Raw genomic sequence first — 13,315 nt, 5'->3', positions numbered from 1 at the left:
CGCCGCCGTGGCCTTTGTGTCAGCGCTGGGCGGCGCCGTCGAGAGCAAGGTTCAGCGCGAGCACGTTGACGACGGGCTCGCCGATGAAGCCGAGCTTGCGCCGCTCGATATGGGTATCGACCAGGGCCTTGAGCGTTGCCGGATCGGCACTGCGCGCTTTGGCGACGCGCGCGATCTGGAAATAGGCGGCCTCGGGCGAGATATGCGGGTCGAGCCCGCTGCCGGAGGTCGTCACCAGCTCCATCGGCACCGGCGCGTCGGGATTCTCCGCCTTGAGCTTCTCGGTCTCGGCCTTGATCCGATCGACCAGCTTCTGGTTGGTCGGCCCGAGATTGGAGCCACCGGAATTGGCGGCGTTATAGGGCGCATCTACGGTCTTCGTGCTGTCGTTCGGGTCGGTGCCGACCGTGGCCGAGGGACGGCCGTGGAAATAGCGCTCGCTGGTGAAGTTCTGGCCGATCAGGCTGGAGCCGATGATCTTGCCATCCTTCTCGATCAGGCTGCCATTGGCCTGGCGCGGAAAGACGGCCTGGGCGATGCCGGTCATCGCGAGCGGGTAGGCGAGGCCGGTGATGACGGTCAGCGCGACGATCATCACGAGGGCGGGGCGGATCTGCTTGAGCATGTCGAATTCCTCAGATGAGGCCGATGGCGGTGATGGCCATGTCGATGGCCTTGATGCCGATGAAGGGGACGACGAGGCCGCCGAGCCCGTAAACCAGCAGGTTGCGGCTGAGCAGGGCGCCGGCACCGACCGCGCGATACTTCACGCCCTTCAGCGCGAGCGGGATCAACGCGACGATGATCAGCGCGTTGAAGATGATCGCGGAGAGGATGGCGCTCTGTGGGGTCTGCAAACCCATGATGTTGAGCGCGCCGAGCTGCGGATAGAAGGCCAGGAACATCGCCGGGATGATCGCGAAATACTTGGCGACGTCGTTGGCGATCGAGAAGGTCGTCAGCGCGCCGCGCGTCATCAGGAGCTGCTTGCCGATCTCGACGATCTCGATGAGCTTGGTCGGGTCCGAGTCGAGATCGATCATGTTGCCGGCCTCGCGGGCTGCGACCGTGCCGGTGTTCATGGCGACGCCGACATCGGCCTGGGCCAGCGCGGGTGCGTCGTTGGTGCCGTCGCCGCACATGGCGACGAGCTTGCCCTTGGCCTGCTCCTCGCGGATCAGCGCGAGCTTGTTCTCCGGCGTGGCCTGGGCGAGGAAGTCGTCGACGCCGGCCTCGGCCGCGATGGCCGCCGCGGTCATCGGGTTGTCGCCGGTGATCATCACCGTGCGGATGCCCATGCGGCGCAGTTCCGTGAAGCGCTCGCGGATGCCGCCCTTCACGATGTCCTTGAGATGGATGACGCCGAGCAGGCGCCCGTCACGCGCGACCGCCAGCGGCGTGCCGCCGGCCTTGGAAATCTCGGCGGCGATGGCCTGGATCTCGCGCACCGTCTCGGGCGTGGATTTGGCGCTGGCACCCTCGACATATTTCAGCACGGCATCGACTGCGCCCTTGCGGATCTGCGAGCCCTCGAGATCGACGCCGCTCATCCGGCTCTGCGCGGTGAAGGGCACGAAGGTGGCGTGCAGCGAGCCCATGTCGCGGGCGCGGATGGCGTATTTCTCCTTGGCGAGCACGACGATCGAGCGGCCTTCCGGCGTCTCGTCGGCAAGCGAGGCGATCTGGGCGGCATCGGCCAGCTCCTGCTCCCCGACGCCGCGCACCGGGCGGAACTCGGTCGCCTGGCGGTTGCCGAGCGTGATCGTGCCGGTCTTGTCGAGCAGCAGCGTATCGACATCGCCGGCGGCCTCGACGGCGCGGCCGGACATGGCGAGCACGTTGAAGCGCACGAGACGGTCCATGCCGGCGATGCCGATGGCCGAGAGCAGCGCGCCGATCGTGGTCGGGATCAGCGTCACGAACAGCGCGACCAGCACGACGACCGGGATATAGCCGCCGGCATAGGTGGCGAAGCTCGGGATCGTCACGGTCGCGAGCACGAAGATCAGGGTCATGCCGGCGAGCAGGATGTTGAGCGCGATCTCGTTCGGGGTCTTCTGGCGCTCGGCGCCCTCGACCAGCGCGATCATGCGGTCGATGAAGGTCGAGCCGGCCGCGGCGGTGATGCGGACGCGGATCCAGTCGGAGAGCACCTGCGTGCCGCCGGTCACGGCCGAGCGGTCGCCGCCGGATTCGCGGATCACGGGGGCGGATTCGCCGGTGATCGCGGCCTCGTTGACCGAGGCGACGCCCTCGATGACTTCGCCATCCGAGGGAATGATGTCGCCGGCCTCGACCAGCACGACATCGCCGACCTTGAGCGAGGTGCCGGGCACGAGCCGGAACTGGCTGCGGTCATCGCCCGAGAGCAGCTTGGCTTCGGTCTCGGAGCGCGTCTTGCGCAGCGAGTCGGCCTGGGCCTTGCCGCGCCCTTCGGCCACCGCTTCCGCGAAATTGGCGAAGAGCACGGTGAACCAGAGCCAGAGCACGATCTGGAAGGAGAAGCCGAGATTGGCGCCTCCGGTGGCGAGGTCCTTGACGAAGAGGATGGTGGTCAGCGCCGAGACCACGGCGACGACGAACATCACCGGGTTGCGGGCGAGGCTGCGCGGGTCGAGCTTGCGGAAGGCGTCGGCGAAGGCCGGCAGCAGGATCCGGGCGTCGATCAGGCTCGCGGATTTGGACGGGCTCATAAGAGGCTCCAGCGGAGGGGTGTAAGGTCCGGCTCAGGCAGCGGCGACGAGGCCGGCGAGCGCCCGGACGAGCAGCAGGACGAGGAACAGCGCGACCGTCAGGCCGAGGATGATGGTGGCAGGGCGCGGGGGCGCCCTGTCCGTTTCACGCGAGGCGGTGTCACGATGGACGGCCTCGCGGCGCAATTGGCGCAGGCAGCTTGCCATGGTGGCCTCCTCAGAAGCTCTGGCCGGCGAGCATGGAGAGATGCTCGACGATCGGGCCGACGGCGAGGGCAGGGAAGAAGGTGAGGCCGCCGACGATCAGGATGACGCCGACGAGCAGGCCGACGAAGAGCGGGCCGTCCGTCGGGAAGGTACCGGCCGAGGCGGGCACGGATTTCTTCGCGGCGAGCGAACCGGCGATGGCGAGAGCCGGGATGATGACCAGGAAGCGGCCGACCAGCATCGTGATGCCGAGCGTGGTGTTGTACCAGAGCGTGTTCGCCGAGAGGCTGGCGAAGGCCGAGCCGTTATTCGCCGCCGCCGAGGTATAGGCGTAGAGAATCTCGGAGAAGCCGTGCGGGCCGCTGTTGCCGGCGGAGGCGACGGCGCCGGGCAGCACCACGGCTATCGCGGTGAAGACCAGCATGCCGGCCGGCAGGCAGAGGATGGCGAGCATCGCCATCTTGACCTCGCGCGCCTCGATCTTCTTGCCGAGATATTCCGGCGTGCGGCCGACCATCAGGCCGGCAACGAAGATCGCCAGCACGACGAAAAGCACGATGCCGTAGAAGCCGGCGCCGACGCCGCCGACGATGACCTCGCCAAGCTCCATGTTGATCAGCGGGATCATGCCGCCGAGCGCGGTGAAGCTGCCATGCATGGCGTTGACCGCACCGCAGGAGGCGGCGGTGGTGACGACCGCGAAGAGGGCCGAGAGCGGGATGCCGAAGCGCATCTCCTTGCCTTCCAGGTTGCCGCCCTGAAGGCCGAGCGCCTGGACCAGCGGAGTGCCTGAAGCTTCCGCCCAGTAGCAGACGGCGATGCCGGCGATGAACAGGACACCCATGGCCGAGAGGATCGCCCAGCCCTGGCGCTCGTTGCCGACCACCCGGCCGAAGACATTGGTCAGCGCGGCGCCGATCGCGAAGATCGAGACCATCTGGAGGAGGTTGGTGATGGCGTCGGGGTTTTCGAAGGGGTGGGCCGAGTTGGCGTTGAAGAAGCCGCCGCCATTGGTGCCGAGCATCTTGATCGCGAGCTGGGACGCGACCGGGCCGCGCGCGATGGTCTGCTGCGCGCCTTCGAGCGTCGTTGCCGTCACCGACGGGTCGAGCGTCTGCGGGACGCCCGAAGCGACATAGGCCAGCGTTAGCAGGATGCAGAGCGGCAGCAGGACGTAGAGCGTCGCGCGGGTCAGGTCGACCCAGAAGCTGCCGATCGATTGGGCCGAGGCGCGGGCGAAGCCGCGGATCAGCGCGACGGCGATGGCGATGCCGGTCGCGCCCGAAACGAAGTTCTGCACGGTGAGACCGAGCATCTGCGTCAGGTAGGACATGGTGCTTTCGCCGCCATAGCCCTGCCAGTTGGTGTTGGTGACGAAGCTGACCGCCGTGTTGAAGGCGAGGTCGGGCGCCACGGTGCCCATGCCGTCCGGGTTCAGCGGCAGCAGGCCCTGAAAGCGCTGCAGCCCGTAGAGCAGCAGCAGGCCGGCGAGGTTGAACAGCAGCAGCGCGACCGCATAGGCGCTCCAATGCTGCTCCTCGCGCTCATGCGTGCCGGCGAGCGCAAAGAGCCCGCGCTCGACCGGCGCGAGCACGGGGGAGAGGAAGGTACGCTCGCCGTTGAAGACGCGCGTCATGTAGCCGCCGAGCGGCTTCACCAAGGCGAGCACGATCGCGCAGAAGAGGAGGATCTGGATCCAGCCATAGAGTGTCATGGGAGGGCTTTCTCAGCTCGCGCCGGCGCTCAGAAGCGCTCGGGGCGCAGCAGCGCATAGGTGAGGTAGACGAGCAGGAGCGCGGTCACCGCGCCGCCGAGGAGATAATCGACGAACATGGGAGGCTCCTTCAGAGCGCGTTGCAGGCCGAGACATAGGCGAGCGCGGCTGCGAAGAAGCCGAGCGCGAGCGCAAGCATGGCGATATCCATTGCCGTGGTCCTTTCGACCGGGCGTTACCGATGGGTCGAGGCGCGCGGACCACCTTCGCGAGGAAGGCGAGGACGCAAGCGCATCGACCATGGCGGGGATTATCGTGCTGGCGGCATAGCCGTTCGAGACGGCTGGCGGCGTCGCAGAATAGGAATTTTATAGGAATTCGGTGCGCCCTGCGGACGCACAGGCTTCAGCCGTGAGGGGTGTCGGACCGGAAGATGCCGGGCTTTCGCGGCACGGCGGTGGGGCGCTCGATCGAGAGGGTCACCTCCGGCGCGCCATCCCCCTGATGCAGGTCGGCGAGGCTGTCATTCAGCACCCTGTCGGCAGCGGTCCGGCGGTAGTTGAAGCGCAGATAGTCGTGCCAGGTGGGCGTGCGGAAGGTCTCGGTCCAGACGGTGATGTCGTGGAGGTTGCGGGTCAGAATCCAGCGACGCGCGCCGTTGCGTCCCTGTGCCCGCCGACGCTGCAGCATCAGGGCGAGGAAGGCTTCGACCTGATCGGGCGCGATCCGATACTCGATCTTGACCGCGATCGGCCCGCTGCGCGGCTTCAGGTCAAGGCCTAGCGCCGGCGCTTCGAAGTTGTCGGGTGTCGAGACATCGGAGTCCTTGCGCTGATGGATCGGCAGGAGAAAGCCCAGAAGGGCGACGCCAAGGGAGGCCGCGGTCGACGCCTGCAGGGCGAAGCACAGGGAGTAGCTCTCGGTGACCATGCCCCAGAGCCAGCTGCCCACGGCTAGCCCGAGCGAGGTGAGGGCGTAGTAAAGCGAAATCGTCCGGCCGACGACCCAGCGGGGGCTTGCCCATTGCACGCTGATGCTCAGGCCTGACCAACCCAGGACCCATCCGGCGCCGCCGAGCATCAACGCGAGGGCCGCCAGAGCCGGGCTCTGCGTCAACGAAAGACAGAGCGTGCAGGTCGCGCAAGCCGTGCAGGCCAGCTTCAGCATCTGCTCGTCCGACAGCTTGCGCCGAAGCGTCGTCGAGGCGAGGCCGGCTAGTAGCGCGCCCGCGCCGAAGCCCGCCATCAGGGTGCCATAGGCGATCGCGCCCTGCTTGAGCTGGTCGCGCACCACCAATGGCAGCAGGGCGAGGATGGCGATGCCCGCGAAGCCGAACAAGAAGCCGCGCCCGAGCGCCGTCTTGATCTCCGAGGACAGGGAGGTGAAGCGGATGCCGTCGGAGATCGCCGTCAGCATCGCCTCGGGCGGCAGGCGCGGGACCGGCACCTTCCAGCGCGAGCGCCAGACGACGGCGAGCGGCGCGAGATGGCCGAGCGTATAGAGGCAGAAGGCCGTCAGCGGGCCGAAACTCGCCAGGATGATGCCGCCGAGCGCCGGGCCGACGCTGCGCACGGTGTTGAAGCCGACGGAGGTCAGCGTCACCGCCGCTGCGAGATCCTTGCGATCGACGATATCGCCGACCGAGGCCTGCCAGGCGGGGTCGTTGAAGGCGATGCCGCAGCCGGCGAGAAAGCAGAAGAACAGGATGACCCAGGGATTGATCATGCCGAGCGCGACGAGGATCGTCAGCGCGACGGCGGTCACGGTCATCAGGGTGCGGGCCGCCAGCATCACCTTGCGGCGATTGAAATTGTCGACGATGGCGCCGGCGAAGATCGACAGGATGAAGGCGGGCAGGTTCGTCGCTGCCTGAACCAGCGCGACCATGACGCTGGACGGCGTGATCGTCGCCATCAGCCAGCTCATGGCGATGGTCTGGATCAGCCATCCCAGGCCGGAGATCAGCCCGGCAAGCCAGATCGCCCGGAAGGTGACATTCCTCAGAGGCGCAAACGGCCCGGCACCCGCCGCGGATTTCCGCGCATCCATGACTCGGCTCATTCCGACGTCTGCTCCTGGCCGCCGGCCTTGGTTCCGAGCGTGATTCCGGAATCTTATGTCATGATTTTCGTCTGGAAGGCCTGATTTTCCGGCATGGACGACCTGCAAGGAGACGATTGTCCTCGTCGCGTGGGCCAACAATATCGGAGACGTCGCGAGAGTCGCGAATGGTGCGCTTATCCGGAGCGAGATCGAACCCGAAGGGCTCGCAAGGGCGACAGCCCGCCGGCCGGCCAGGCCGCCCTATCGGAGCGGTGAGCGAAGCGAACTCGCGTGAGACATGGATAATGGTGCCCCTGGCCGGGATCGAACCAGCACTCCTTGCGGAACTCGATTTTGAGTCGAGCGCGTCTACCAATTCCGCCACAGGGGCCCTTGCAGGCGGGCGGACTATAGCGATCGACCGATGCCGGTCAATCGGCGGAAGCGTCATTCCCGCAGGTTTTGCCGGATGATCTTCAGGGCGTTTCGTCGTCAGGGCGGCATTGCGGAGGCGATGGCGCGACAACTATCGCCGGGCTTATGGAAGCCGTTGCGTCACCGGCTGCCTCATGCTCTAGAGCGCGCCATGCTCAAGCGCCTCTACGAATGGACGATGTCGCTCGCCGCCCGGCCGCGGGCGGAGCTCTGGCTGGCGGCCGTCGCCTTCGTCGAAAGCTCGTTCTTCCTGATCCCGGCGGATGTCCTGTTCGTGCCGATGGCGCTCGCCCGGCCGCAGCGGGCCTATCGGCTGGCCTTCATCGCGACGCTGTTCTCGGTGCTCGGCGGCATCGCCGGCTATGCGATCGGCTATTATGCCTTCGAAGCGCTGGCGAAGCCGGTCCTGGCCTTCTACGGCAAGCTCGGAGCCTTCGAGACGCTCAAGGCCTGTGCCGGGCCGGATACGACGCTGATCCTGCTGACGACCTCGGGCCTTGCCCATCTGCCGCCGATCAAGGTGGTGACGATCCTGGCGGGTGCCGTCCATATCGGCCTGACCTTCTTCGTCCTCTCCTGCGTGTTGGCGCGCGGGGCGCGCTTCTTCGCGCTGGCCTTCCTGCTCAGGCGCTATGGCGACACGATCCGCCATTTCATCGAACGTCGCCTGAAAGTGATCGCCGTTGCTGGCGCTGCCGTGCTGATCCTGCTTTATTTCGGCCTCAAGCTCGTCGCAGGGTCCGGGCAGCTTCTCTCCTGCTGAGCCCGCCATGACCGCCTCCCTCACTGCTGCTTCCGCTTCGCGTCGCCTGCCCAGCGCGCGGCAGCTTATCGCACTCATCGGCAGCGTTAGCCTGGCGCTGATTGCGGGAGCCTGGTTTTTCGAGCTCGTTCTGCACCTGAGCCCCTGCAAGCTCTGCCTCGAACAGCGCATGCCGCATTATGCCGCGATCGGGCTCGCGCTCGCCGGACTGGTGCTGGCGCGTTCAGCCCGCCTGCAATGGCTCGTCCTGCTTGGCCTCGCCGGGCTGATGGCGTGGAGCACGGGGCTCAGCATCTATCATGCCGGCGTCGAGTGGGGCTGGTTCATGGGGCCGAACGATTGCGGCGGGGCTGCTCCGGCAGTGGCCGGCATGCAGGATTTCATGAAGCAGTTGCAGACGACGCGGATCGTCGCCTGCTCGGAAGCGGCGTGGCGTTTCCTCGGCCTGTCGCTCGCCGGCTGGAATGCGCTGGCCTCGGCCGGGCTCTTCCTGCTCGCCGTGCTCGGATTGCTGCGCGGAAAGACTGCGGCGTAAGCCTCACGGCTCCAGTTCGGAATCCCAGTAGAGATAGTCCAGCCAGCTCTCGTGCAGGTAATTCGGCGGGAAGAGCTTGCCGTTGCGGTGGAGGTCGTTGACCGTCGGCGCATAGGGCTTCTGGGCCGGGAACATCTCGACCGAGGCCGGCATCTTGTCGCCCTTGCGCAGGTTGCAGGGCGAGCAGGCGGCGACGACGTTCTCCCAGGTGGTGAGCCCGCCCTTCGAGCGCGGGACGACGTGGTCGAAGGTCAGTTCCTCGCGCGTATTGCAATACTGGCAGGCGAAGCGGTCGCGCAGGAAGACGTTGAAGCGGGTGAAGGCGGGTGTCCGCGAGGGCTTGATATAGCTCTTGAGCGAGACCACCGAAGGCAGCCGCATGTCGAAGCTCGGGCTGCGGACGATGGTGTCGTATTCTGAGACGATGTTGACGCGGTCCATGAAGACCGCCTTGATCGCGTCCTGCCAGCTCCACAGCGACAGGGGATAGTAGCTGAGCGGCCGGAAATCGGCGTTCAGCACCAAGGCCGGACAGCCATCCGGCGATGCCATCGGATGCATCACATGCGCCGTCAAACCCGTCGCACCTCCGCTTCATCGAACGGGACGAATCCCGCCTGAGGATCAATGTAAGCGCGAGACGACAGGAATGTGAAGGAACTTGTTGCGACGGCAACAGGCGTCTGCGCGCGAATGAGGATCTTCCCCATTCACGGCAGTCAAACGCTGGATTGTGATGGCTTCCGGTCGGATTTTGGCCGTTCTTGTGCCGCCGGCCTGATTCGTCAGCGGGTCGGGACGGGCTTCTCGCCGCGATAGTCGTAGAAGCCGCGCTTGGTCTTGCGGCCGAGCCAGCCGGCTTCGACGTATTTCACGAGGAGCGGGCAGGGGCGGTACTTCGAATCGGCCAGCCCGTCATGGAGCACCTGCATCACCGAGAGGCAGGTATCGAGGCCGATGAAATCGGCGAGCTGGAGCGGGCCCATCGGGTGGTTGGCGCCGAGCCGCATGGCAGTGTCGATGGCATCGACCGACCCGACGCCCTCATAGAGCGTATAGACGGCCTCGTTGATCATCGGCAGCAGGATGCGGTTGACGATGAAGGCTGGGAAGTCCTCGGAGACCGAGACGGTCTTGTGCAGGCTGCCGACGAGCTGCTTGGCGCGCTCGAAGGTGCCGTCATCGGTGGCGATGCCGCGGATCAGCTCGACGAGCTGCATCAGCGGTACCGGGTTCATGAAATGGATGCCGATGAAGTGCTCGGGGCGATCGGTCGCGGCAGCGAGGCGCGTGATCGAGATCGACGAGGTGTTCGAGGCGAGGATCGCGTCCGGGCGCAGATGCGGGCAGACCGCGGTGAAGATCTTCCGCTTGACCTCCTCGTTCTCGGTCGCAGCCTCGATCACGAGGTCGCAATCGCCGAGATCGGCCAGGCCGACTGCGGGCTGGATGCGGGCGATCGCGGCGCGGCGCTCCTCCTCCGCCAGCGCACCCTTCGAGACCTGTCGGGCCATGTTGCCGTCGATCGTGGCGAGCGCGGCATTGATCCGCTCCTCGGCGATGTCGTGCAGCTTGATGTCGAAGCCGGCGGCCGCCGCGACATGGGCGATGCCGTTGCCCATCTGGCCTGCCCCGATAATGCCGATCGTCTTGATCGCGTGGTCCGACATGGTTTGATCCCGGATGAACTTTTCAGGCTCCCGCAGGAGCGGAACGGGCCGCCCTGAGGCGGCCCGGAAGGGTGGTGCCGGCCTTACTTGCCGGCTTTGGCGAGCTCGGCGTCGAGCTCGGGCAGGATCGTGAAGAGGTCGCCGACGAGGCCGTAATCGGCGATCTGGAAGATCGGGGCTTCCTCGTCCTTGTTGATGGCGACGATGACCTTCGAGTCCTTCATGCCGGCGAGATGCTGGATCGCGCCGGAAATGCCGACGGCGATGTAGAGCTCCGGGGCGACGACCTTGCCGGTCTGGCCGACCTGCCAGTCGTTCGGGGCATAGCCGGCATCGACCGCAGCGCGTGAGGCGCCCATGGCCGCGCCGAGCTTGTCGGCAACGGGCTCGATCACCTTGCCGAAATTCTCGGCCGAGGCCAGCGCGCGGCCGCCCGAGATGATGATCTTGGCCGAGGCCAGTTCCGGACGATCGGACTTGGCGACTTCCTCGCCCTTGAACGAGGAATTGCCGGGGTTTTCGGCCGCCGAGACGGCCTCGACGGCGGCCGAGCCGCCTTCGCCCGCCGCCGCGAAGGAGGCGGTGCGGATGGTCAAGAGCTTCTTGGCGTCGGTCGACTGCACGGTCTGGATGGCGTTGCCGGCATAGACCGGGCGCTCGAACGTGTCGGGCGAGACGATGCCGCTGACATCGGAAACCTGCATCACGTCGAGCAGGGCTGCGACGCGCGGCAGCACGTTCTTGCCGGTGGTGGTCGAGGGCGCGACGATGGCGTCGTAATTGCCCGCGAGCTTGACGATCAGCGCGGCGAGCGGCTCGGCCAGCGCATGGCCATAGGCCGCGTCATCGGCGAGCAGGACCTTCTCGACGCCGGCGAGCTTCGCAGCCGCGTCGGCCGCAGCCTTCGAAGCTTGGCCCGCGACGAGGATGTGGACCGGCCCGCCGAGCTTGGCGGCGGCCGTCAGCGCCTTGGCGGTGGCGTCCTTGATCGAGGCGTTGTCGTGTTCGGCGATCAGCAGCGTGGTCATCAGATCACCCCGGCGGTCTTGAGCTTGGAAACGAGTTCGGCGGCGTTGGCCACCTTGATGCCGGCGGAGCGGCCGGCCGGCTCGACCGTCTTCAGAACTTTCAGGCGCGGCGCGACATCGACGCCGAGCGTCTCGGCGGAGGTCTCGTCGAGCGGCTTCTTCTTCGCCTTCATGATGTTCGGCAGCGAGGCATAGCGCGGCTCGTTGAGGCGGAGGTCCGTGGTGACGATTGCCGGGAGCTTGAGCGTCACGGTCTGCAGGCCGCCATCGACCTCGCGGGTGACGTCGACGCTATCCGCGCCAAGCTCGACCTTCGAAGCAAAGGTGCCCTGGCCCCAGCCGAGAAGGGCTGCGAGCATCTGGCCGGTCTGGTTGCAATCGTCGTCGATCGCCTGCTTGCCGAGGATGACGAGGCCGGGCCCCTCCTGCTCGACGACCTTCTGCAGCAGCTTGGCGACGGCGAGCGGCTCGACGATGCCGTCGACCTTCACGAGGATGCCGCGGTCGGCGCCCATGGCGAGGCCGGTGCGGATCGTCTCGGCAGCCTGTGCCGGGCCGATCGAGACCACGATCACCTCGGTCGCCTTGCCGGCTTCCTTGAGACGCAGGGCCTCCTCGACGGCGATCTCGTCGAACGGGTTCATCGACATCTTCACATTGGCGAGTTCGACGCCAGACCCGTCCGCCTTCACGCGGATCTTCACGTTGTAATCGACAACCCGCTTGACGGGCACCAAGATCTTCATCGCCAGATCACCGTTCAGAAAGGATGAGCCTTGCACCGCAGCGTACCTGACGGCAGGGCAGCGGCATCGCGGCCCTCGGCTGGAATGCGCTGGGACCGTAACGACGCCCGTTTGCGCTTGTCAACGCCCGTTCCGGCACGGCTCGGGGGCAAAACAGCGCGGCTTCAGCCATGGGCGGCCTTGCGCCCGAACAGGGCAATGCTGCGGTGCACGAAGAGCGGGGTCAGCGCGGCGCCCGTCGCCAGCCCGCCGAGATGCGCCCACCAGCCGACATTGCCGTCGGCACCGAAGATGGCGGCGGCGGCCTGCAGCAGGATCCAGCCGCCGAGCGCATAGAGCGCCGGGATGTGGATCGGAATCCAGTTGAAGGCGAGGCCCCAGATCCGGACCTGCGGATAGATCATCAGATAGGAGGCGATGACGCCGGAGATCGCACCCGACGCACCGATCAAGGGCTGCTCCGACCCTGGATACATGCCGGCATGGAAGAGCGAGCCGCCGAGCCCGCAGAGGAAGAAGAAGGCGAGGAAGCGGGCGTGGCCCATCGCATCCTCGACATTGTCGCCGAAGACCCAGAGGAACAGCATGTTGCCGACGAGATGGGCGACATTGGCGTGCAGCAGCACATTGGTGAAGAGGGTGGCCCAGGCCGGGACATGGGCGAGCCCTTCCGGCAATTGCGCCGTGCCGAACAGCACCGAGGGAATCATGCCGAAACCGGCCATGATCGCCAGCTCGGTTTCCTCACTCGGCCAGAGCTGCAAGGCGATCTGCAGAGCGAGGCAGGCGCCGATCAGCCCGTAGGTGACATAGGGCGTGCGCATGAAGCGCAGCGGTACACCGTCATGCAGGGGGACGAACATGGTGGCTCAGCGGTTCTGGCCGGGCACCCAGAGCACGTCGCCGGCTGCCTTGGCATTGAGGTAACGGGAGGCGACGAACAGGAAGTCCGAGAGGCGGTTGATGTATTTCAGCGCGGGCGCGGCGACGGTCTCGCCTTCGGTCGCGGCAAGCTCGGCCATCAGGCGCTCGGCGCGGCGGCTGACGGTGCGGGCGAGATGGAGATAGGTCGCGGCCGGCGTGCCGCCCGGCAGCACGAAGGAGCGCAGGGGCGCGAGATCGGCGTTCAGCTCGTCGATCTCGGCTTCGATCCGGTCGACCTGCGCCTGGACGATGCGCAAGGGCTCGAAGGCGAGGGGCTTGTCGGTCTCGGGCGTCGAGAGATCGGCGCCGAGATCGAAGAGGTCGTTGCTGATGCGGGCGAGCATGGCGTCGACCACAGCATCTTCCGGCGCCGCGTGCAGGCGGGCGAGGCCGACGCAGGCATTGGTCTCGTCGACGGTGCCGTAGGCGGCGACGCGCAGGTCGAATTTGGGTCGGCGCGGGCCGCTCGTCAGCCCGGTCGTGCCGTTGTCGCCGGTGCGCGTGTAGATGCGGTTGAGCTTGACCATGCCATGCTTATAGCGTGGCTGCGGCGGGAC

At 66.7% G+C, this 13,315-nt stretch carries 14 protein-coding genes and 1 tRNA gene; 2 read left to right on the top strand and 13 right to left on the bottom strand.

Annotation, left to right across the window (positions count from 1 at the left end; genetic code table 11):
• Window positions 1–19 precede the first annotated feature (19 nt).
• The 7 genes from ACWIEX_RS18590 to ACWIEX_RS18560 form a co-directional block, all read right to left on the bottom strand.
• A complete protein-coding gene (locus ACWIEX_RS18590; protein WP_454034451.1) occupies window positions 20–625 on the bottom strand; it encodes a K(+)-transporting ATPase subunit C in 606 nt (201 codons plus the stop codon).
• 10 nt (window positions 626–635) lie between these two features.
• A complete protein-coding gene (kdpB, locus tag ACWIEX_RS18585; RefSeq protein WP_454034450.1) occupies window positions 636–2,693 on the bottom strand; it encodes a potassium-transporting ATPase subunit KdpB in 2,058 nt (685 codons plus the stop codon).
• A 33-nt stretch (window positions 2,694–2,726) separates the two neighbouring features.
• On the bottom strand, window positions 2,727–2,900 hold the full coding sequence (locus tag ACWIEX_RS18580; RefSeq protein WP_185745096.1) for a hypothetical protein: 174 nt from the start codon (window positions 2,898–2,900) through the stop codon (window positions 2,727–2,729).
• Window positions 2,901–2,910: 10 nt separating this feature from the next.
• Window positions 2,911–4,614, bottom strand: coding sequence for a potassium-transporting ATPase subunit KdpA (kdpA, locus tag ACWIEX_RS18575; RefSeq protein ID WP_454034449.1), 1,704 nt, complete (start codon window positions 4,612–4,614; stop codon window positions 2,911–2,913).
• Between the two features lie 29 nt (window positions 4,615–4,643).
• Window positions 4,644–4,733 carry a K(+)-transporting ATPase subunit F gene (locus ACWIEX_RS18570; RefSeq protein WP_454034448.1) on the bottom strand — a complete coding sequence of 30 codons (90 nt, stop codon included), beginning with the start codon at window positions 4,731–4,733 and terminating at the stop codon, window positions 4,644–4,646.
• A 286-nt stretch (window positions 4,734–5,019) separates the two neighbouring features.
• Window positions 5,020–6,675, bottom strand: coding sequence for an MFS transporter (locus ACWIEX_RS18565; protein WP_454034447.1), 1,656 nt, complete (start codon window positions 6,673–6,675; stop codon window positions 5,020–5,022).
• Between the two features lie 288 nt (window positions 6,676–6,963).
• Window positions 6,964–7,048, bottom strand: a tRNA-Leu gene (locus ACWIEX_RS18560).
• 195 nt (window positions 7,049–7,243) lie between these two features.
• Here ACWIEX_RS18560 and ACWIEX_RS18555 point away from each other — a divergent pair.
• Together ACWIEX_RS18555 and ACWIEX_RS18550 are read left to right on the top strand one after the other, a co-directional pair.
• Entirely contained in the window at window positions 7,244–7,855 is a 612-nt protein-coding gene (locus ACWIEX_RS18555; RefSeq protein ID WP_454034446.1) for a YqaA family protein, read from the top strand.
• A gap of 7 nt (window positions 7,856–7,862) precedes the next feature.
• Complete coding sequence (locus ACWIEX_RS18550; RefSeq protein ID WP_454034445.1) at window positions 7,863–8,390, top strand: disulfide bond formation protein B; 528 nt, start codon at window positions 7,863–7,865, stop codon at window positions 8,388–8,390.
• A 3-nt stretch (window positions 8,391–8,393) separates the two neighbouring features.
• Here the strand turns inward: ACWIEX_RS18550 and ACWIEX_RS18545 are convergent, their stop codons facing one another.
• The 6 genes from ACWIEX_RS18545 to ACWIEX_RS18520 all read right to left on the bottom strand — a co-directional run bounded on the left by ACWIEX_RS18545 (window position 8,394) and on the right by ACWIEX_RS18520 (window position 13,285).
• A complete protein-coding gene (locus ACWIEX_RS18545) occupies window positions 8,394–8,951 on the bottom strand; it encodes an HNH endonuclease (RefSeq protein ID WP_454034444.1) in 558 nt (185 codons plus the stop codon).
• Window positions 8,952–9,175: 224 nt separating this feature from the next.
• Window positions 9,176–10,060: a 3-hydroxybutyryl-CoA dehydrogenase gene (locus ACWIEX_RS18540; protein ID WP_454034443.1), complete on the bottom strand. Its 885-nt coding sequence runs from the start codon at window positions 10,058–10,060 to the stop codon at window positions 9,176–9,178.
• An 83-nt stretch (window positions 10,061–10,143) separates the two neighbouring features.
• Window positions 10,144–11,088 carry an electron transfer flavoprotein subunit alpha/FixB family protein gene (locus tag ACWIEX_RS18535; RefSeq protein ID WP_454034442.1) on the bottom strand — a complete coding sequence of 315 codons (945 nt, stop codon included), beginning with the start codon at window positions 11,086–11,088 and terminating at the stop codon, window positions 10,144–10,146.
• Window positions 11,088–11,834 (bottom strand): electron transfer flavoprotein subunit beta/FixA family protein, encoded by a 747-nt coding sequence (locus ACWIEX_RS18530; protein WP_454034441.1) that lies wholly within the window; start codon window positions 11,832–11,834, stop codon window positions 11,088–11,090. Before ACWIEX_RS18530 ends, ACWIEX_RS18535 begins: the two co-directional genes overlap by 1 nt.
• A gap of 164 nt (window positions 11,835–11,998) precedes the next feature.
• A complete protein-coding gene (locus ACWIEX_RS18525; RefSeq protein WP_454034440.1) occupies window positions 11,999–12,697 on the bottom strand; it encodes a rhomboid family intramembrane serine protease in 699 nt (232 codons plus the stop codon).
• 6 nt (window positions 12,698–12,703) lie between these two features.
• The gene (locus tag ACWIEX_RS18520; protein ID WP_454034439.1) at window positions 12,704–13,285 is read right to left on the bottom strand and encodes a cob(I)yrinic acid a,c-diamide adenosyltransferase; all 582 of its coding nucleotides are present in this window, start codon (window positions 13,283–13,285) and stop codon (window positions 12,704–12,706) included.
• Window positions 13,286–13,315 lie beyond the last annotated feature (30 nt).

The sequence above is a fragment of the Allobosea sp. NPDC055353 genome, assembly GCF_053644975.1.
The sequence above is the reverse complement of the archived record's forward strand: the minus strand, read 5'-3'. Positions and strand labels throughout refer to the sequence as shown.

Bases quoted from the DNA above. Each gene is read 5' to 3' on its own strand.
- ACWIEX_RS18570 (WP_454034448.1), bottom strand. From the start codon at position 4,733: ATGTTCGTCGATTATCTCCTCGGCGGCGCGGTGACCGCGCTCCTGCTC.
- kdpA (WP_454034449.1), bottom strand. From the start codon at position 4,614: ATGACACTCTATGGCTGGATCCAGATCCTCCTCTTCTGCGCGATCGTG.
- kdpB (WP_454034450.1), bottom strand. From the start codon at position 2,693: ATGAGCCCGTCCAAATCCGCGAGCCTGATCGACGCCCGGATCCTGCTG.
- ACWIEX_RS18520 (WP_454034439.1), bottom strand. From the start codon at position 13,285: ATGGTCAAGCTCAACCGCATCTACACGCGCACCGGCGACAACGGCACG.
- ACWIEX_RS18525 (WP_454034440.1), bottom strand. From the start codon at position 12,697: ATGTTCGTCCCCCTGCATGACGGTGTACCGCTGCGCTTCATGCGCACG.
- ACWIEX_RS18535 (WP_454034442.1), bottom strand. From the start codon at position 11,088: ATGACCACGCTGCTGATCGCCGAACACGACAACGCCTCGATCAAGGAC.
- ACWIEX_RS18530 (WP_454034441.1), bottom strand. From the start codon at position 11,834: ATGAAGATCTTGGTGCCCGTCAAGCGGGTTGTCGATTACAACGTGAAG.
- ACWIEX_RS18565 (WP_454034447.1), bottom strand. From the start codon at position 6,675: ATGAGCCGAGTCATGGATGCGCGGAAATCCGCGGCGGGTGCCGGGCCG.
- ACWIEX_RS18550 (WP_454034445.1), top strand. From the start codon at position 7,863: ATGACCGCCTCCCTCACTGCTGCTTCCGCTTCGCGTCGCCTGCCCAGC.
- ACWIEX_RS18580 (WP_185745096.1), bottom strand. From the start codon at position 2,900: ATGGCAAGCTGCCTGCGCCAATTGCGCCGCGAGGCCGTCCATCGTGAC.
- ACWIEX_RS18540 (WP_454034443.1), bottom strand. From the start codon at position 10,060: ATGTCGGACCACGCGATCAAGACGATCGGCATTATCGGGGCAGGCCAG.
- ACWIEX_RS18545 (WP_454034444.1), bottom strand. From the start codon at position 8,951: ATGCATCCGATGGCATCGCCGGATGGCTGTCCGGCCTTGGTGCTGAAC.
- ACWIEX_RS18555 (WP_454034446.1), top strand. From the start codon at position 7,244: ATGCTCAAGCGCCTCTACGAATGGACGATGTCGCTCGCCGCCCGGCCG.
- ACWIEX_RS18590 (WP_454034451.1), bottom strand. From the start codon at position 625: ATGCTCAAGCAGATCCGCCCCGCCCTCGTGATGATCGTCGCGCTGACC.